The 22,406-nt window shown below is 55.2% G+C and carries 1 protein-coding gene; it reads right to left on the reverse strand.

Annotated elements, in window-relative coordinates:
* Nucleotides 1-19: 19 nt before the first annotated feature.
* A complete protein-coding gene (locus tag SH139x_RS02565; protein WP_488353723.1) occupies nucleotides 20-22,279 on the reverse strand; it encodes a LamG-like jellyroll fold domain-containing protein in 22,260 nt (7,419 codons plus the stop codon).
* Nucleotides 22,280-22,406 lie beyond the last annotated feature (127 nt).

The raw sequence follows: 22,406 nt of genomic DNA on the forward strand, positions 1-22,406 counted from the left end.
TGATGCCTTTTGACCCAGCTTAAAGCGTACTCCCAAAGCGAGCTCGGAACTGGATGAAGTCCAACAAGTCGACGGCACCGTCGTCTTGATAATCAAAGATCTCGTCAAACCCTTCATCGGCCTCGGTCTTGCCAAAGGTGCTGCGGAAATCGATGAAGTCGCTCAGGTCGACCGCACGATCACCATCACTGTCACCATAAAAGGCGAAGAAATTGTCGGTGGCCGATTCGCCGAAGACAAAGTCACCGCCGGCTTGTCCATCGCCGTCGCCATCGAGAAGCACGTCGCTGCCAGCTCGTCGTACTTTGTCCGCATCCACGACGAGACGGTAATCGCCGTCCAGCAATGAACCTCCATTTCGCGTTGATGTACCGCTGAAGGTCAGGCGTGCGATTGTGTTTCCGCTGCCGTCATCGATCAGTACGAATGTGTTCTCAACCGTAAACTGTTCACCGTTCACGGTACGCTCAATCGTGAAGGCGTCCGTATCCACATCGACTGGTCCTGCAAACAAAATGTCCATGCTACGGACTTGAGACCGTTGCGCTTCGCCACCGTTGATGGTGACGGAGTTAATTGTCGCGATGGATAGTAAGTCTAATCGGACTTGCTGGTTCTCATAAACCAGGCTCCAGGCGTACCCGCTGGCGACCTCGGGAAGCATCACTTCATCAAAGCGACCAGTCATCTCTCCGGTTACGGAAATCAAATTGAAGGAATCACCCAGGCTGGGAGCAAATTCATCCGCGAGTCTGATTTCGAGTGTCCCACCCAGCGTGGCGCTGCCGTCGTGGCGGATTTGATCGTACTGTCCGGACTGATCGCCCCACAAATCCAGCACGGTATTGCCAATCTCCAAGTAATCGATATTGGCTGGGGCAACTTCCGGTAAATCTTCCACTTTGATTTTGATTTCGCTTTCCACTTGATTGCCGACATGGTCGGTGGCGCGGACGCGAATGCCATACTCAGATCGGACTTCAAAGTCGACCACTTCGCCTTGCTTGAGCCGCAGGACTTGGCCATCAATCATGAAGCGGATGTTATCGTCATCACCGCTGCCATCGACTAGCTGCAGGAAGTGACCATCGCCCGTCGTTGAATCTTCGACGTCCAGCGTGCCGACGTAGATTGGGCCAGCGGTAGTGTCGATATGTTCGTCGATCCTGCCGACCAAGTTGACACGTTGGGGTGCGAACGGATCGTAAATCACCTCGAACGTGTTCAGCGACGTCCCGCCGTCGTTATCATCCATTTCAACACTGACGGTATAACGTCCAGGCTCAGTGTACTGATATTCGCCTTCGATCGTCTTATCACTGCGAACAACGATGGGTCGTATGTTTCCGTCACCAAAATCGGCGCGACCGGTCCAGAAATCTTGTCCTGGATCGACGAATGAACCGCTAAAGCTAACCTCGCCCGTGGACGTTGTCGTGGTGGATTGAGTCAACATGGCAACCGGGGCAACGTTGTTGGCTGCGATCGAGATCGGCGCGGAGACTCCGCTCAGTCCCTCGTTGTCGGTTAGTTGTAAAAGAATCTGATAATTCCCTTCGGCGACAAATTCGAAGGACCAGTTTGGCACGGGCTCACCGGCGGTGAGGTTTCCTGAGAACGAGCCGACTTCTTGACCAAAGCTACCCAGAGCGAACCACTTGAAGGCAGCAATCGTGTCGCTTGCCCCCGCATCAGAAACCGTGGCGTTGAACTCCAGCGTGGTTCCTTCGTCAATGCTGGAAACGGGATCACCAACAAAGTTGAGTGTCGCCACGGGAGGGGCGCCAGCGACTCGCAGCAGCAGCGAATCGGTGTGTGCGGTGTCGGAATCGTCGACTGCGGTCAGCTTGACAATGTAATTGCCTTCATTCTCCGGTGTGAAATCGAAGTCCGTGGTGTTACCCTCGGCGACTTGGTTGCCGTCGAGTGTGACAACCCAAGCAAAACTGTTGAGTGTCAGACTGGAATCGACGGTAAACGACTGCAGGGTTCCTTCGGTGCCAGCACGATCGGCTCCGATGTTGATCGGTTTACTGATACCGAAGTTGATTAGCATATCCGGAGCACGGTTTCCGATCGGCACCGTGGTTGGTGAAGTCGCGTTCCAACCGCTGGGAAGTTCGAGTTCGATGGAATGGACCAAGTTAGCTAAGTCGGCGTTGATTCGATAGTTGCCGTTCGTATCGGTCACGCTGCAAGCGATCCCATTTCCTGCAGCGTCTAACAGGTGCAGCACCATCCCGCCCACACCACGTTCGCCAGCGTCGCGGCTACCACTTTCGTCCGCGTCGAAGTAGACCGTGCCGTGTGTTGTCTGATTAACGCGAGTAGCCCCAATAAATGCTTGGCTAAACTGGATATTATCAATGCCCAGTGCTTGATTTGGTTCGTTGCGGCTGTCCAAGCGAATCGTTAATTGTTCGCCAACGAGGGCAGTTGGAAAGGTGAAGCTGGTTCGTTCGCCTGCTTGGCCTTCTATCAATACGTCGTTTTGCACGAACAAGACGTTTCCGCTACCGTCAAAGACTTCGATCGTATCAGCAATGTAATCGTTGAGGTAGAAAGCTAGATCAAAACCATGCAAGCCAACTTGATAACCAGGGTCCGCGACCAGAGTCGTTTCCAGCAGATCGCTTGTCGCCCACAATACGTTAACTAAACCTCCAAAATCGTTGTCGTAGAAATTTATGTTCGGTCCGTAGTCAACAGTAATATTTGGTGTGTTAGGTCCATTGCTGCCGCCACCATAGCTGAAAGTACCCATCGTTGAAGCGATGACGCGGTCGCCGTAGTCCTGGTTCACGGGCGTCCATGCACTGAATCCGCCGTCAAAGGTAAGAATGGTCGAAGTTGTGATGTCGCCTACTGGGTAACCTACTTGTGAACCGACCACAAAATCAAACCCGGTTCTGGCTTCACGTCCATTCTCATCAAACGCGGTGACGGTGATCCGTGCCGATTGAGGAACGTTGGCGGGATACTCCACCACCATCGACTGGCCGGAAGTTGTCGCGATCACGGAGGGATTGTCGCTGATCGCGGAATATCGAATGAACTCGCCATCCAAGTCAGTATTGCCCGTGATTGGCAGGTTGAAACGATGCGTTTCCAGGATGGGCGCGTTTTCAGAACGCAGTGGGGCAGGGCGAATATCTCGATCCTCATTCCCGATGAGATCGCCCAGCTCTCCGTGCCAACCATTGACGGATCCGTCCAGTACCTGGTTCCCATCGAGCTCGTCGAATTGGTAATAGGCCAGTAATCGATCAAAACCGCGAGCTTCGCGATCCTTCAGGACTAATACCGATTTGAGCTGGGCTGCGAGGTGATTTTCGGATTCCGCATAGTCCCAAAAGCGGTCCCAGAAGCGAACTTCGTCCAGCTCTCCGCGAAGGCCTTGGACCGAATTATAATTGCCGCCAATCTCATCTTGGTCCTGACCTAGGTAAAGGCCGTCGGGGGCAACTCGCATGGCCGAAGCAGATGTTGGCAAATTCCGTTCGCCAATATATTGACCATCGATAAACAGCCTCAGTTTTCTGGTCGGCAGATCCCGTGCGACCGCGTAATGATGCCATTCTCCATTGGTCAAATCGATCGTAGAGGGAACCGTGAAATCAAAGAAAGCATCCTGATCGCCGATCCTAATAACGGTGTTCGAGAGATGTGTGACGAAGAATTCATTGCTGGTGCTACTTCCCCCTGCTGAGAGGATAAACTGGTCAGTTATGTTTGCTTGTGAAGGTCGGAACCACGATTCGAACATAAAGGATTCACGACCATCCAGTAGTTCACCGGGCAGTGTCACCGCACTATCGTCAAACAGCAGCGAGCCATGATGAAGTTTTTGTGGCTCGATTGGGTTAATTGTCGGCGCGTTGGCATTCGGCGTGACGATCAAGCTGGGGCCATCACCGCCAGCTTCAATGCGTGAAATCCATTCATCGCGCGAGACGTCATTGATTGGATTCCCCAACAGCGAAACCACATCCAACGAAGTCGTCGGGACCAAGATTGCTTCGGCTCGTACTGCGTCGGCAGCCACCACCACATCGACATCCGCCACCAACTCAACACGGAGGCCGCTCGCTCCTGCGGTAAAGGTCCCCAGCGACAACCAATCGGTTCCGCCAAACTCTGCAGCCGCGTTGTACTCGCCCACTGGAACCGTTTGATTGACAGTCCGCGAGAATAATTCGGTGCCTCCGGACATCACCCGGTAGGTCACCTCGGTGGGTGTTTCACTTTCCAGCGTCGGCCAAGTTACAAAGAGTTCTGTATCAGTTCCTGCTATGCTGTCGATGTTCCAAATTGCCGTGCCACCCGCTTTGGCGTAGCGATAATCGTCCAGCCAAACACTGTCGGCGGTAAAGACTTCGTTCTGCCAAACACCAATTTCCTCGTAGCCAACGTCACCATCTTCCACGATGATCGCACCGGCTAGATCTTGCAGGTCGCGAATGTCATTCCCATCAACAAACAATTGTCGCAGGAATGGTGTGTTGATAAGATCACCAGGTTGAATGTTGGTGATCGCGTTGTTTGCCAGGTTCAGCGTTTGCAGGAAGTTGAATGGTGCGGGAAGCGTTACGCTGTTCAGTTGGTTGTCGCTGAGGTCTAGGAAACGCAGATGAATGGCATGTTCCAGACCGTTTAGATCGGCCGCACTCGACAGCCCTAAACCTGACAGGTCCAAGTACTCGATCTCAGCGACTTGGCTGGCGTAGATCGGTTGATGGAAGACGAGATTACCATCCGCGTCGGATGTTGTTGGGTGTCCGAGCGCGTCGGCGATTGCCTTGCGAATCAGCGGGTTCACGTCGGCTCCAGTGAGGACCACCGTATCGGATGGGACTCCCACCGGAGCGTTGCTGATATCGGCCGGATCGACAGCCGTTAGTGTGTCATCGACGTTGGCATTGAGATCAAAGACCTCCAGGTCCTCAGCTACGAATGTATCGGTCCCCTCTTGACCCAGCAAGGAATCGAGTCCTGGTCCGCCCAAAATCTGGTCTTTTCCATCACCACCACGAATCGTATCGCGGTCACTGGTTGGATAGGAATTCCCCAGCGTCGGCGCGTCCAACTCGACACCAAAAGTAATCGGATCAGTGGAAGTTGAATCGGTCGGTCGACCAACTCGTAGGTAGTAGGTGCCCGCGACTAAATTGCGCAAATCATGCAACGATTGATCGCGAGCAATGACGTAGCCTTGTTCGTCGATTAGATCGGCAACGACTCCTTGCACATCGATCTCCAGTGTCCCAAGTCTTTCACCTGTTTCCAGCGCAGGGAGAAGATAATGTTCCGCGGCTTCGGTGGGTGCTTCGACTCGAATGGTCAGCGTCTCGTGGCCGGCGGACAAGGCTGTGGTTACCAGGTCGGTCAGATCGATCGGTTCAGAGATTTCCCCACCAACCAAGTCGACCGTTTGCTGAAAGCTGAGTGTTGCGGTTCGGTCGGCGGAGGTCACCAAGCCATCACCGGCTTCGGCCAGTAACCCAATTTCCAATGTCGTGGTCGGCGATGATCCATTACCAATCGGTGCCGCTTCCGCTCCGCTGGTCGTCCACAGCGATCCACCTCCCACGAACGACAAACGATTGCCAAAGGCGGCGAGACGATCTGATTCGGCCGGGCTGTTGGGCACTTGGGAGAATCGGCTGAGCGTGAGGTCGTCCGGAGCGGCTGTGTACAGCTCCCGGCGAACCCCGTCGGTGGCAGTAAAGTAAACCTGATCGCCGACAACTGTTAATTCACGAGGCTCCGAATTGCCAGCATTGCGGTTGATATCGCTCACTAACCGAGGCGTCTGCCCTGAACCTGGAACCGTGCTAAAGTTCTTATCGACCTTGACAACCTCACTGCCCCAAGATGAATCGTCAACCACAAAGAACAGCTCGTCACCTCGCATCACCAGATCACGGGGATTGTCACCGATCTGTGATGCAATCTCGACGACGCGAAGGCGAAACTGCATAAGTTCGCGGTTAGGAGTATTATCGTCTCGCACCATGTTTCCGTTGACATAGTCGACGTACATCCGATAGATCGAGTTCCCTTCGCCATCAGGAGATTCACCAAAGAAGTAAACCACGTCGCGGTTTAGATCAACACTGTACGTGATCCAGTCTTGGTATTCCTGTGGGTTGGCGGAAGTTCCCAAGAAGAAGTCGCTCTCCTGCAGCGTGTAAGCGTCCTTCTCGACGATGAAGCCATGCGAGTTCTTGGGCTCCAGGGTGTTACCATCGAGACCTCGGAGGAAATATCGAATTCCGATTTGGTTCCCATTTCCTTCTATTACGCCATTGGTGACGGTCAACTCGCCATTGTCATTCCAGAAACTGGAGAAAGCCAGCAGCCCATCAAACGCAAAAGGATTGGTCACACCACGAAGGATATTCCCCATCGATGAATCACCGACAATAAACATGCCATTGGGATCATTGCTATTGTTCCCTGGTGAAGCGAACAACACCGGATCGTTCCAGTCTTGATGCCTACCAATCAAGTAAACAACTGGATCGACTTCAAAATCACTTTCGGTGATTCGCATCGAGTCGGGGAAGAACTCGATCACTTCGGGGTCACGTGCGATAAAGAACGTCGATTCGGCGGTCCCGCTGGTGTACCACAGATCGCGATACTGTCCGGCGCTGTTAGCGGTTAAGTAATACAGCCGATTGTCGCTGGCAGTAAATCCAGCCGCACTGCCATCGATGGTCAGAATGCGTTGAGTACCAACATCCGTTCCGTCGCTCTTCCAAAGCTCAACCGTGTTCGCAGTGCCATTGGCAAAATCGGTAAAGAACAGCTGCTCGCCGACTTGAATCATGTTTTGGGGATCAGCACCCGCGGGCATTTGGAGGCGGCGTGTGCCCGCGGTTGTTCCGTCCGAAACGTATAAGCTGGTTCCCAAATCGGGATCGTCGGCGGTGAAGAAGACTTGATCGCCAACGCTGGTGAATTGGCCCATATTTGCGGGGGCGAAAAAGCTATCCGAGTTCAGCACCGTGGGAGTCAAAGTCACTTTAGGCACGGCACCGGTCTCTCGCCACTGGTCTGCCAAGCTTCGTAAATCAATCTCGGCTACCGCGACTTGATTTTGAGCTCCGCCGACTCGCAGCACGGATGGACGCGATACCTCACCGGTATCGCTGATCATTCCGGAATCGGAGAGTGAGACGGTAATTGGGGTCGCTGAGCTGCCCGGCGATAAACGCACGTGGTCGACCGCATTTTCGACCGCCGCTCCATCACCAGCCGTGGTAAAGCGAACCCACGTTTCGTCACCTTCAAGCTGCAGATTGGGGAACAGCAGGGGTTGCCCCGTTTGCCGATCGACGACGAAGCCATCACCGTTTTCGATGACTTGAACTTGATCGCCCGCAGGCAATTCGATCTGTTGCCGCACGCCTGGAACAAAGTAGACGTGCCCAGCATCCTGACGCAATCCACCGATAATCCCGTCTGCAGCACTCGCACCAATCACCAGGTCGTCAATCCCGTCATCATTCAGGTCTCGCAATACGCCGGTTGAAATGGTTCCCGCTTGCGATGTCGCGGTCGTACCGCGAAGCGTTCTGTCAGCCGTATCGCCGGTAATGCGATCGCCGTGTGACATCACATCAAAGAAAATGCTGACTTCGCCACGATTGTTTGTTTGCGTCGTCAAACCATTCTGAAGGTTGATTACGCTTTCGCTCGGTGCCCCAATCACTAGGTCAATCCGACCATCGTCATCGAGATCACCCGCCGTTGCGGTCAAGCGACCCTCGATCGCCGATGATGCGCCGAGTTGAGCGGCGGTTGCTCTCGAGAACTTGAGATCCGCATCATTCGCGGTTAATGTTTCCATCACTCCCGGTTCGACTCGGAAAGTTTCACGCCCAAGATAGATCAGCAGGCCACCATCCAGCGCACCGCTTGATTCTTGACTGCGTGAGATGGCAAAGTCGTCAAATCCATCGCCGTTAATATCGCCGAGCGGGGAAATCGAAGCTCCCAGTGTTTCCCCTAGGATCACCGCGTCAGCTTGCGTGGCGATCTGGACGTCGCCGGTTTGACCGCCGAGCAGCAGGTACGTGGCACCCGTGAATCGTCCGGCACCATCGATGAACAAGTTGGGTGAGGCGAAAGCTAAATCTTCTTTGCCATCGCCATTGATATCACCTATGACCGTGGTGTCAAACCGAGCCGCTTCATTCAAGGTCATGCCGGCGGGTACGTTGATCAGCGTGTCGTTGAAGAACAGACGCACGTTTTGGTTTGCGATGATCGTCCCAACTTGACCACTATTGAGGGGCTGAGGCAAGGGAAGCGTTAGTTCGGTACTCCCTTGTCCATCCCAATTGATCAAACTTGGTTTGACGGGTTGGCCACCGACGGTTGCTTGCAGCGAAGTGGTCGGTGTGGCGGTGAAATTACGGTCGAACGAAATTCCGCCCTCGTAGACTTCGTAAGTAGTGGTCGTCGTCCCATTCGCGTTTTCAATTGTTCGGAACGTGTATAGATCATCGCTTTCGGTACCTAAAAGGTTGCCGCTGCCCAAAGCGACGAAACGCGTTGCCAGCTCGATGTTGCCAATTTGATCAACTCTGGAGACACCGCTCGGAGCAAACGGCCCGAGCACGATTTGCGAGCTGTTCAATCCCTCGACGACGGCATCTTCGATTCCGTCACCATTGATGTCGCCAATTCCACGAGCAGCGAACAGCCCATCACCGGAGGCCAAACCTTCAATCAATGCCGCATCATCGAGTTTGGCATCGAGATCATTGACCACATCGATGCCCGCGTTGGAAACCGTCACGGTGGTTGTCAACGTGGGGGTCGCCAGCCTGGCGGGCGCGATTTCGACTGGCTGAATCGCCCCTTCGCCATCGTTTCCAGTGGGAACCAACTCGCCACCAAAGACCACTTGCAAGTCGGTTCGGAGCGGTGCGAATAATCCTAGATCATCACGTCCATCACCATTTAGATCGCCAAGGCTTCCAAATTGGGGCGTGCGGGTGAGCAAGCCTGGCCCTGCCGACTCGGGTTGGAACAACGCGTCAGGCATTTCGAGGGTGAGATGAGGGTTTGGTGTTGTCGAGTTCAGCCGTACAATCATCTCGCTGAAATCATCGCTGACGTAGACATGGGTCACCGCATGGACGTTCGCTTCGGCGCTCGTATCCAACACGCTAGTCGTTTCCAGCACGGTTGCGGCGAAATCAGTCAGTCCATCACCGCTGAAGTCACCAATCGGACGCAGGCCCGCCACGTTGGTATCAGTCAATGCCAACATACCGGCCGCATCGCGCGTTATCAGCCAACTTTGCGATGGACCGCTTACTACCAAATCCGGCAACCCATCGCCATCAATCTCGCCCGCCGAGAGGACGCGAGATCCAGCAAAATCGCCAGCCACGCTCATCACGCCCGCCGTGTCGATGGAACCTGCGCCTTGATAGATCGTCAGTTCCGTATCGGTCAACACGACGAAGTCATCAAAACCATCTGCGTTGTCTAAATAATTGCCCAACCCCAGCGGCTCCGTGGCCGCTCCAGGAATCACGACGTCCGCGGGGCCCGAAGTCCCTAATCTTGTGCCATTGACTCTTACGTTATCGATCGCCCAGCCGTAAAAATTGTTCGCCTGGTTGGTTACGCTATCGAATGAGAAGACAATTTGAACTATCGATCCGACAAACTGCTCCAGCGAAAATGACAAGTTGACCATGTCCATTCCGGTGTTCATGCCGTCTGTCAGTATTCCACCCGCTTGATTTGTACCTCCTGGCAATGTAGTCGTTTGACCATCGACCAAGACTTGTACGCGAGCGATATCCAAGCCTTCTGTGTTTTGCGTTTGCAGCAAGTGATCGAATGACAATACGGGATCAACCGCAGTCCGCAAGTCGATTGGTACTGATGTTGTCTTGGCTTGAACGGGAAGTTCAAAATCAATGCCGAAGATCGTTTGGAAGTTTCGGTACGTCTGCGCGCCTCCCATGACCAGGCGGTTCCCTTCGATCTCCCACACCGATTTGGATTGATCGTTGTCGTCGTTCAGCGTAAAACCATGCGTGGTTCCGGTGAAATGAAATCTGTCTTGCCCGTCGGGTAAAAGTGATATCGGTTCATACCACATCACTCGCGACCTGCCAGCAAACAGATGGCTGTCGTTTTCATCGGTGACGACTAGGTCCGCTCGTTGATCACCCGTCACGTTTCCGACGATGCTGGCGTTAGCGGCTCCTGTAAATCCTTCGATCACCAACCAGCGATCTCCGGCGAGTTGATTTTCGTCGACGCTCAAAACAATTTGTTCGTAATCTTTACCAAAGATCACAAACACGTTTCCATCGTTGCCCGAGACAATTAGGTCATCAAACCCATCACCATCAACGTCTCCACCTCCAGAGATCGAGCCAGTCTGCCCGGTATCGCCGGTAACAAGCGCGCCACGAACACCGATCACCAATCCTGAATCACTAACGGGGTCGATTGCGTCAGGGTCTAGAATCGGATCGCCGCCGTAAACGATGCGAACATAGCTGTAATAACTTGAATCTGAGGATTCGAAGCGTTCGTTAATCGAAACGATAAAGTCTTCTTGTCCATCGCCGTTAAAGTCACCAATCGGTTGAATCGAACCTTGGCCTCCCGAAACCAAGCCTAGGATCTCAAATTGATCGACGGTTTGCGAGAAGCCGTTCGCTGGCTCATTATCACTTGGCACAGCGGTTAATCGCTGGACCGAGGCTTCGATCGAATCTCCGAGCGGTTCCAGGAAGTTCAAACGATATCTACGTTCGTCAGTGGAGAGCTCATCTTCACTGGTTAACTGGTTGTCAACACGGAGCAGCAGGTACTCGGCCGCACCGGCTGCTTCATCGATGGGTTGGAATGCTAGATCACTCTCCGAACCGACGGGTTCGGCAAACAATAGGGTGGTGATAAACTTCTCTCCCGCCGCATCCGATTCCGGAACTGCTTTGACCAGCTCGGCTCGCATCGCGGCAATCTGCTCGGCGTTGAAGGTCGCACGGGCTCGTGGCCGCAAGAGATACCAATCGACTTGATCGCCAGCGTGGAAAGTCAGCTCGCCAATCGCTTGTCCAGCAACCGCCGGAACGAGCGCCGCGAACTCCGAAGTATCATTTGCCCCTGAGCCAAAAGACTTCGCCACAAACTCAAAGCGATCGGGAGCGACTGCGGTGTTACCAGCCAGGAAATCATTTCCAGAGCCGCCGTCGATGGTGTCGTCTCCTCCACCACCAATGATGATGTCAGCACCATCACCACCATCCAAAACGTCGGCATACATACCGCCGTACAGCCGATCGCTTCCCGCACCACCGAGCACCGTGAGATTTGCCAGCGCCCGTCCTCCGGCCTGAACCGAACCTTCGCCAATTCCCCACTCCGTTCCCGTGTCGCCAACACACGTAAAACCAGCATCGCCGCAGAAGGTGTCATCTCCGGCTCCCAGATCGACGGTCGTCGATTCAACATTCGCAGCCACGTAGAAATGATACTCACGCAACATCTCGGCATCCGCACTCACAACATTTGAATCGGCAACAGCCGGGTCGGCGGGGATGAACCGCTGGTTGTTGATGTCCCAGACCATCGCGGTTAATTCATAGCGATGCAGCAGTGAGTTGTATCGGAGCGAGACAAAGTCATTGATCGGTTGGTCACGACGATCAAGGTCGCCACCAAGATACAGCACTTGGTCATTACCCGAGCCACCATCGAACCGATCACTCGCCTCCGGAATGAATGGGGTGTCGGTGCCGGCAAGCGTCGGGAGAGCGTCTGGAATGGACTGGAAGGTATCGTCCCCTTGATTTCCAAACAGCAAATCGCTGGCACCTTGATCGGCGCCTCCAGTCAGCACGTCGTTGCCGCTGCCACCAAAGATGAAATCCTCTCCGGGGCCACCTTGCAAACGGTCATTTCCGCTGCCACCAAAGATCACGTCGCGACGAACAATTTCGGCCTCTGCGGCCAGGTCAACACGCATCGCATCGCCATCACTACCGAGCTCGAAGTGCAAACTGTAGATCGTGGGAATGGAGTCTGATTCTACGCGGACAACTAATTCCGTATCGACAGTTAAGCCCACCGCTGACCAATCGATGGCTGCTAAATCGATGCCGGTCGCCGCGGCAAACGGCCCAGCCAACAAGGCACCGTCAGCCGCATTGAACAGCGATAGCTCAATGCCATCGGCCGGGGAAATACTCTCGGAACCAAGCCGCGCTGTGCCCCCAGCTAAAATCGAATCGACCACGTCTTGCGTGAACTGGAACTGATAATGATCGATGTCGCTGGGGTTATCGATCGTCAGTCCTTCGTATATCACATCCCGAGTGAGGCGATTGGATGGACGAGCCAGCTCGCTGAGCGCCAGCCCCATTTCAGTACTAGCCGCATTCCCTTCGACGATCGTGATGTTTAAGCGAGTTTGTGGTCCACTGGAGAGTGTCGAAAACGCGATCATTTCGCCAGCACGAGTTGCCACGACCAAGCCGTTCGCCGAAGTGTTGGCAATCGCCTCGTTGACGTCAGCCACCAAATCATCCAGCGAAAGATTATCGTCGGTTACCGCCGCGGGAATGGTCACGCGAACTTGTTCTGCCAGCGAATCAACGATCAAGAAGAACTCCGCGTCGTCGTCCAAGCGACCATTTGCGGGCGCTGCATTGGGACCGATCAGCACAGCAGGCCCAGCCAGCGGTGCGGCGGTCGCAATCGTATCATTGCGTTCTCCAATTGCATCGGTTTTATCGATCAAGATCGAGCGGCCGGAAGCAATTTGAACCGTGTCATCTCCCGCCCCGGCGTCGATCCAAACCGACTTCTGCACGGTGGGGCCAATGAAGATCTGGTCATTTCCCGCAAGCGCATCGACGATGATGGCGCGGAAGTCACCTTCGCCCGGCAGGATGGGAGTCAAACGATCGGCGTCGTTGTTCAATCGCTCGATGGCTTGTTGACGAATGACCGGGTTTTCGTTTTGCAAATCTTCCAGATCGGTCAGCAGATCATTGGCGTTCCAAATCAATTCACCGTCGGTACCGCGGGCCCCATAATCGAGCCGCACTTCCGCCGCGAAGGTTAGGAAGCCGTTGTTGTTGGTGGAGCGAGTGAATAAGTGGTGTCCTTGGAATAGCCCAGGTTCAGTCACGAAGTCGAGTGTGATGACGTCATCGACATTCGAACCGCCGACATACCACACGTGGTCGCTTGATCGTGCGTACTCTTTCCACTCGTTGCCAGCTTCGTCACCGTCGAGTGACTCAAACAACTCACCCGTCTTCGTGAACAGTTCGTCATCACCACCGGCTCCGTACAGCAGATCCAACCCGGTGCCGCCATACAGTTGATCCGATTGCTCGCCTCCGATGATCCGGTTCAGCCCCGTATCTTCCAGCGAGCGACCTTCCGCCGGGCTGTCATAGAGATTGCCTTCTTCATCGGCGAAAACACCAAACGCAGTGCCGAGAATTGGGTCGAACGACCACGCATAGAGTTGATTGGTTCCCTGGCCGCCGAGGATATCGTCATTTCCCGCACCGGCATAAATCTTATCAACATCGGTTGGGCTACCATCACCGTTGCCTTGATCCCCCCACAGTCGATCGTCTCCCGCGTAGCCAAATATTACGTCACTTCCACGACCGCCGTCGATGCGATCCCGAGCGGTGGAGCCGATGAGCGTATCATCGCCACTACCTCCATCAATCGTGGTCACAAATTCGCGGCTGCGGGCGATCAAATCAGAAAAATCAAGCTCGCTGGCACCCCGCAAAAATTCGATGTGATCATCACCGCCGAGGCCCGCGATGCGGAACTGTTCAACCAACGCCCGCGTGCCGTCTTTCCATTCGGCCGTGATGGTTGTCCCGTTGTACTCAACACTCAGCAAGCCTGCGGGAGTCTGTCCGATATTGATGAAATCGTTAGCTTGTGTCCCGCTGATCAGCACCACGTCGGTGGCGTTATCATCGGGCGTGCTAATGCCAGACGTGGCGTCGCCGTGCCCATCCAGTCGTTCACCGCCGCGAACGCTATAATCGGCGTTGACATCCAGCACCAGCATGTCGATTCCGCGACCGCCGAGCAGCGTGTCCTCGCCATCTTGCCCTTCCAGCCAATCGCCGTCGCCACCCCCTTCGATGCGATCATCGCCGCCGCCGCCGTACAATTGATCCTGCCCAGCACCACCAAGCAGCACATCATCACTACCGATCGCCGCACCACCAAATCCGGTATTGAATGCTGCAAAGGGATTTGCCAAGTAATTCGGTCCACTGGCCCAATCGCCGCTGGCGAAATCAGAGCCCGCTTCGCCGATCAGCCAATCGTTGCGGCGGTTTCCATACAGCGAGTCGTTACCATCCTCGCCCCAAAGTTCGTCTCCCCTCGCGCCCATATCGCTTACGTCACCAGCCGCCCAAGCGAACAACGCATCGGCTCCTTCACCACCAAATAACCGTTGGCCGACCGTGGAGCCGCCCGCGCCCTCGTCGCCGAAGAGACGGTCTCGTCCCTGTTCGCCATACAGATGATCAATCCCTGCACCGCCTCGCAGGGTATCACTCCCCGCGCCGCCACGGATGACATCATCGCCATCACCGCCGAAGACATTGCCGTCATCGCCGCCCCCGGCATCGATATAGTCAGCCCCATCGCCGCCGAACAGCACGTCGCTGTTGTCACCCCCGAACAACCAGTCCGTTCCGTCACCTCCGCGGAGCGTATCTTCTCCATCACCGGTTACGCCAAACACGCTTAAGCTCGGGCCACCGTTGGGTCCGCGAACTACCTTGGGAGTGACCAACACGGGCAGCACGTAGTCGCTGGCCGTAAACGCTTGAGCTTCATCGAATCGCATCGGTGCTTCAAAAAGGCTCTGATCGGCAAGCACAAAATGCGTTGATGCATAAGCAGCAAACCCGCCCCATAGCAGATCATTGCCTGCGCCACCATCGATCTCGTCGTTGCCAAAACCTCCGACGACCACGTCATCACCGTCGCCCGCGAGGACGATGTCATCGCCATCGCCGGCATCAACCACATCGTGGCCCTCACCTGACTCAATAACATCATCACCCGCCTGGCCAAAGATGTTATCAGCACCAGCCGAGCCGTAGACGATATCGTGGCCGGCTCCGGCATAGATTGTGTTGCCGCTGTTGTCATCCGCCCCGGCTTCGTCGTTGGCTGCGAAGATCAGGTCGTCACCGTCATCTCCATGGATCGTGTCTCTGCCCACGTCGCCGCGAATTTCATCGTTCCCGGCGCCTCCCCGCACCGTATCGTTGCCCGCTCCGGCGAAGATCACATCATCACCACCGTCACCCAGCAGCACGTCATTGCGATCTCCGCCATCGATGATGTCGTTGCCTTCACCCCCCTCAATTCGATCCGCCCCCTCTTCACCCAGCAACGTATCATTGCCGCCGCCGCCAAAAATCTGATCGTCGCCGAGGCCGCCGGAAATTTGATCATCACCATCACCACCACGCAGCACGTCGTTGCCACGCCCGCCGTTGATCGTGTCATTGCCAGCGTCACCGTCGATTGTGTCGCTGCCTAGCCCACCAATCAGCACGTCATGGTCGTCACCACCCCGCAGCACGTCTTCGTTGCGACCGCCATCGAGATAATCATGCCCTGAGCCGCCAATCAGCAGGTCATTGCCATCGCCGCCAAGCAGCGTGTCATCCCCCGCACCGCCTTCTAGCGTATCGGCCAAGCCGCTTCCCACCAGTTGATCGTTCCCCTCATTCCCTCGCAGCACTGCAGCACCGCCACCGGCAGTGAGAACGTCGTTACCGAGTCCGCCACTGAGTTCCACAGGAATGAGAATGTCCTCGGCGATCGTCACGATATCATCACCGTCGAGCGCATTGCCGACAATTTTCGTGACACCAAAAATATCATCCGTTTGATAACCTTGACCCGAAACGACGATCGAACCGGGTTCGCTGCCGGCAAAAACTCGGTAGTTATCATTTTGCTGCGTGAACTTCAGCGTCAGCACATCGCCCGCTCGCGACGTCAACAGTTCATTCGCATCGATGCCGCCGGAAACGGGACGCGCAATGTTAAAGTCAAGCAAATTGACGCGAGCTAGCTCATAATCTTCGCGGACCGAAAAGAAGAAAAAGTCCAGTTCGAGATAAGCGTTTAGTCTTGCATCCACGCTACCGCTAACATCAAACACATGGATTGGGCCGAGGGCAAAATTATCGGCCAGTTCGTTGCCGCGGACTCGACCATCTTGGTCGTTGTCATGCAAATTGAAATCAACTCCGGCAAAAATCCCACCGTTGACACCCGCCGAGGCAAACAACAGGTTAAGCTTGGCGCCGGCCCTTAAATTGCCGCGCAAGTAAACTTCGGGGACGTCGGCCCCGGTGCCGTCGGCATTGGCCCGGTCGCTGACGAAGAAGCCATCGAAGATATCGCCAAACTGACCGCTATCGGAAAACTTACGAATGCCCGTGGTGTCAAATCCAAAAGCAAAATCGGCCACCGCCGCGATGCGTCCGCCGATCTCCGCGCCCAAAATTGGAAAGGCCGGAATGGGGAAGAATTGGCTATAGCTGAAATCAACCCCGAGCGCTGGGGCGTCATACAGGAATAGATCCACATCTTGACCCAACAACAACTTAAATGCGCTGGTTGGACTTTGCAGTAGAGGGAAGCTGAGTGAACCGCTCGCGCCCTCTAGGTTGTTCGTCCACTTGCCACCTTGGGAGCCGGCTTTCGAGTTGACTTGGCCGAGCGGGTCGCTGTTGGGGGAAGAATTTCCGATCTTTGCTGTTGGCTTTGTTGTTCCTGGACTCCAGCCTGGTCCGGTGTAGCCGCCAAGTCCACCCGCTTCGATATCAAACGAACCCAGGTCAATCCAGGTATCAGGACCGACTTCCGGTAATCCCACAATTAGATCATTAACGGTCTTTACGGACTCTAAGAAGTTGGCCACGTCGGCTCGGCCAAACAACCTCGCCAAATCGACCAAAGTCACACTGCTGCCACTCAAATCACTGATCACTGGCAGACGCGAGCTCAATATATCGATCACTGGCTGGACTGGCGCCAACACATCTTGCACGTCTCGCAGAAGTTCACCGGCAAAGCCGCTGAAGAAATCGCCGAGGTTTAATTGCACGTTGTTGAAATCGACCGTCGGCGCGTTGACACCCTCTCCGGCGATAAATTGCCAGTCGACTTGCAGATCGGTGCGCATCCGCGGGAACAAACTGCTGTCACCGAGATTCACCATCAGTTCAAGATCGACCCCGGCTGAAGCTTCCAACGTGGTATCGATCAGTTCGGAGAAATCGTTGGCGAACATTTCGTTCATCGACAGCAATTCACCGACGATCGTGTCTTCCAGATTGACTCGGAATTGGCCGTTGAAGAAAGTCGAGTCGGGACCATTTGAGGTGGCGTCGATGTTGAGGAAGGCCAATTCGCCGCGGGCGGTTAAGTCGGGCACCGCCGCGTTGAATTCCATTTTCAGTTCCGTGCGGGCCGGATCGGTGGCTAAGTAAAAACCATCCTCCACGCTCGCCCCAAACCCCAAGCGGAAATCGGCTCCAAAGCTCAGCTCGACCGGCGCTTCAATATCAAGATTTAGACCGGGCAATCCCAAATCGAAGTCGACGTTAAAATCGACCGGCTCGACTGCTTTCCTCAGCCAGATATCAAAATCTACTTGTTGAAAGTCGTCCGACAGCACCATTCCCACATCATTGAGATTGATCTGACCGTCGCTGTTGCGGTCTGCTAGCCAGTTCAGGCCCGCTGGACCCAATGCGTCGAACAGACCTTGTTGGACAAACGTGACACCCTGCTCGGCAACATCTTCAATATTGTTCAGCACCGAGTTTTTGATGCGATCTAAGAAATCAGCCTCTTCGGCAAGTGCATCGCCGATCAAGGGCAGAGGGACTCCCAAGACATCTCCGCGCATCGTATCGGTCAATAAATCAAAGGCGCCTTCCCAACCACCAACCAGCGTTAGGAGATTCGAGCCGATACCGTTGGCACTTAGTTCGGCAATCTCAGCCTCAATCGCGGCTCTAACCTCCGCCACGTTGAATGCGCTGGCGTCGGGAGGAGTTGTCAAATCGTCGACCGCATAGGCAAGGGTCGTGATTGGATTACCGCGGGGAACCTCGATCGGGAAATTCGCGTAAGCGCCACTGCTGGTCGTCGTGGCTAAGCTGAGCGATTCGCCTAAGTAGATCCGTGATCCGCCCGCGCCGACCGGAGAAACCAGGAATGAGGCGGGAGACGTGTCACCGACGATACCGCTGGCGTTAATCCCAGCGATCCCCCCCGCGATCGCGATTCCAATCGGCCCCAGCGAGGCGTCAAATTCGATCGCGGTCGCCGCCGCACCGGCGGACAGTGCGACCCGAGTTCCCTGCATGGTCGTCGGGTCGTATCCGTACATGAACGGCAGGATGCCTGTGGACGATATTTCCAGCCCCAACGACAACGTGGCTGTCGCTCCGGCGTTGACATTCAGCGTCGAAGAACCGCTGACGTCGATCAAATCACCGATGCCACCGAGATTCAAATCGGCCAAGTCGATCTGCAATGGCAAATCCTTGTTTACCGATTCGCTCACCGTCAGGTCAAAGCGAACTGCAAACTTACCCGCTTGACTCGAATCGAGGCCCAAACTGATACCGTCAGTGCCAAGTTCTAAAGCGTCTTCGAGCACCGCCTCGATCGCCTGCAAACTACCACCGTCGCTGCGTCCAAGTTGTTCGAGCAACCCGGACAGCACATCCGTAAAGTCATCAAAGGCCGTTAACTCAACTTCAACGTCGGGCAGCTCCACATCGACATCAAAATGCGAAAGGAATGACGGAATCAGATCTGCCAGCGAGATCGTAGAATCGCCCGCCGCTGCTGCGTCATCTCGTTGTCCTTTTATGGTGCTGAGGAAGCCCAGCAGATCGGGCAGCGAGGCGGAGAAGGTGGGCAGTGAAATCGATTCGCTGGTGAGTTTGTTGAGCTCTCTTCCGATCACATCCAAAGTAGTCGAACCGACCGACTCAAGCGCCATTGTCAAACGATCCAACAACCCGCCAAGTCCGATCAGCTCTGGTAGCTTCGTATTGATGATCGGTAACGAAATGTCAAACTCTGGCATCTCACTGAGGGTGAGCAACTGCTGTAAGCCATCACGCAGCCCATCGAGAATATCGGCAGCACTCAGCTCGCTCAAATCTAATAGATCTGCATCGACCGATTTGAGCAGTTCCGTCGAAAATGTTTCGCCAAACTCGGTAACGTTGACTTCGACCACTCCTCCGTAGCTGACCCCGGCGACTGTTGCCGAAACTGGCAGTCGCAGTCCCAGAGCGCCGCCAATCGCCGCCTCTGCCGCGACCTCGGTCTCGTTGGGGTCGAGTGATTGGAACAGCTCGCCCAGCGTCATGCGGGTCTTAATGTCGCCGGTTGCTGGATCTATCAAATCGATGTCGGCCTGTAGGAAGGCTGGTCCGCCATCGGGAGCTTGCACGGTGCCCGCGGTGATTGCGCTGCTAACAAAGCCAAGATTGACCGACCCACTTAGATCACCGCTGAGGTCGATCCGCCCAGTGGCTAGTGGCTGATCGGTACGCTCCAGGTAGAGATGGTTGACGAACGAGTCGCCGTGGAGGACTTTGCCTTCGATCACGCCGTCGCCATCTTCGTCGGCACCCACGATCCCCAGGCCGACGCCGACCAGCGATCCGCCGATACCCACAATCGTGAATTCGCGATCGAGATTCTCGCTCCCATCGGTCATTTGCAAGCCAACCGCCTGGCCATCTTCCTCGCGGAGGGCCACGGTAAAGTCAGCCGCCGGGATGCCCGCCGCATCCTGCGCCGCATGGATGGTGTCGATCACATCGGCGATCGTGCTTTCTTCATTGAGCGCATCAAAGTTGACGATAAACGACTCGCCACTGCGCAGTGAGACTTCAATCTGATCATTGGTTTCTGGGTCTTTGTCGGCATCAAACAACACGCCCATGCCGGCGTTGAGATCTTTCAGCTGCGTGTTGGTATCGAGCGTAAAGTCGTGCCCCAGTGGTCGCAGATCGATCCCCAGCTTGAATCGCCCGGTTGCCCCGCCGCTGAGCGAGATGGATGAGTTTGATTCGAATCCCGCCAGTCCGGCGACCTCAAGATTGATATCTAAGTCCGCGTCGATTGCTTCGTTTAAACCAGAAAACTCAACCTCGAATACTAATTGCCGAGAGGCGGGATCGTAATCAACAGCAGTGATCGCCGGGACCAGATCTAATAACCCCTGCGCGGTTGTGAAACGGGGAGCGTCCGTTTCGTCTTTTAACAGACCCGCCACTGTCGATTCAAAAATCTGTTGAAACGACAAGGCATCGGAGAGTGTCGTGTTCCCAGCGAAAGGGATACTGCTATCCAGCTTGGCTTCCGCGTAATCACCGAACCAGCCCGATAGTTGCTCAATTCCACCGATCAAATCCCCGGCGGCAAACTGTTTTAAGTCATCAAACTGGGCGAACGAAGTTGGCAAGATTTCCTGTTCGCCATCATAAGGAGTGTTTGATTGCAGATCGAGCGATGCGGAGAACTGGTGAGAGCCAAGCGTCGCCGTGATTGGCAGGTGGATGTCAACGCTTCCAGTGACTGAGGTCTCGAGCAAGCTGTCGATCGGCTGGTCTAACAGTGCCGCAGCGGTGTGGAAGACAGACGAACTGTCGCTGCTGAGTGAGACGTTTAGCTGAGCACGCCCCGCTTCGCTCTCGATCCCCAACAATCCAATGCGACCGGAGAACTCCACGTCCGCATCAATCTCAGCTGAACTTTGGAGATCGGCAAAGCTGACCGCGAAGGAATCGAGCGGCGCGACATCGTGCCGGCGGTCGATTTCTATGCTCAAGCTCCAAGCCATTTCACCTTGAATATCCAGTTCCGCAATTCCATCTTCATCAACGGCCAGGCCGGCATCTGCGGCGGCGTCACCCAGCATCAGCTCGGCGTTGCCGTTGCGACTGCGTTGGATATTCAGGTCCAATTTCACTGTGCTGGAGGTTTTGGTTAGTTCTCCAACGGTGACTCCTGGGACTGAAGCGAGGGCCGCGGCGATATCTTCCCAAGTCGCGTTGGGATTGATGGTGAGTAGATTTCTAACCGGTTGCTCAAGCTGCTCGCGAAGTGCGGCATCAAAATCGATGGTCTCGGCGGCACTGACGTTAAAGCCAGGTAGTTGCGTCGCAAAGGGAGACGTTTCCTCGAGTCTCTCGCCCAAGGTGGTCAAAGCCGAAAACCCGCTGGTCAGAGACGCAGCCGCTTCGGCCCGTCGTTGATCAAGCTCGTCGAAATCAACCAACATCACGTCGAGCGGGCTTTCGCCGAATAAATCGGTATCATTCAGCTCAATCATCGGCTGTGAAATCAGCAGCGAACCCTCCGCGGCGGGCTGCACAAACCAAGCCGCGTTGGCGCTGCCACTCGATGATAAAGTTAACTCAGGTGACGACCGCAGTTCGCTGGCGCTCAGTCGCGCGTCGTCTCCCGAATCGGTGGCCACCGTCAGAGCGGCGTCGATCACAATTTCACCGCTTTCGACTGACAGCCCCAGCAGTCCGTAATCAAGCTCTGGCGCGGCATCTGATTCCTGGTCGACCACTAGGTCTAATGTTTCGACTTCGGTGAAGAACTCTCCCGCCGTATCCACGCCAAACTGAAACTCAAATTCGAAACCGAGGTCAACTTGGCTGAAAGAATTTGCGCCATCGGCAAGTTTCAAACCCAGCTCCGCCGCGGCGGTCCCCGGCGCGATCTCATACTCGACCGAGCGAGTCGCATAGAAGGAAGTTGCGAAAACAAGTTCACCGTTTGCTCCGATGCGGCCGGTGGTCTCGCCAACGGTAACTTGCAAGTCGCCAAAGGTGCCCTCGATCGATTCGCTGTTTAAGAATGTTGTCACATCCTCGACGGTCAAGCCCGCTCGATTGTCTTGGATGTGTTGGGCAAGCGGTTGGGTAAACCTCGCTTCGAGTACATTGGAGATATCGAATTGGGTCCCGAAAGAACTCCCAACCAGCGACAGCGGGCGGCTGAGTGGTTCCGCCGTATCAACATGCTCGGCGTGGCTGACGAGCGCCGGCAAGTCGGCGATCAAGGCGTCCTTTTGGACCTCCGACAGCGGGTCGCCGGTCAGCATCTGCCGCTGTTCCAATCCTTCCAGTAGCATCCGTCGCTTTTGGCGTTTCGGCATGGAAGACTTGGATCGATCTACTGTTCGCTGGCCGGTTACTGCATTTTGGCTTCTGTCGCGTTTCATGATCGAGCAATGATTTAGCGGGGGAGCGGGCAGAGTAGAGCCAACGGCGCTTGCCGCAGGC

It is taken from the genome of Kothea flammea, assembly GCF_052161645.1.
Lineage (GTDB): Bacteria > Planctomycetota > Planctomycetia > Pirellulales > Pirellulaceae > Laterigemmans.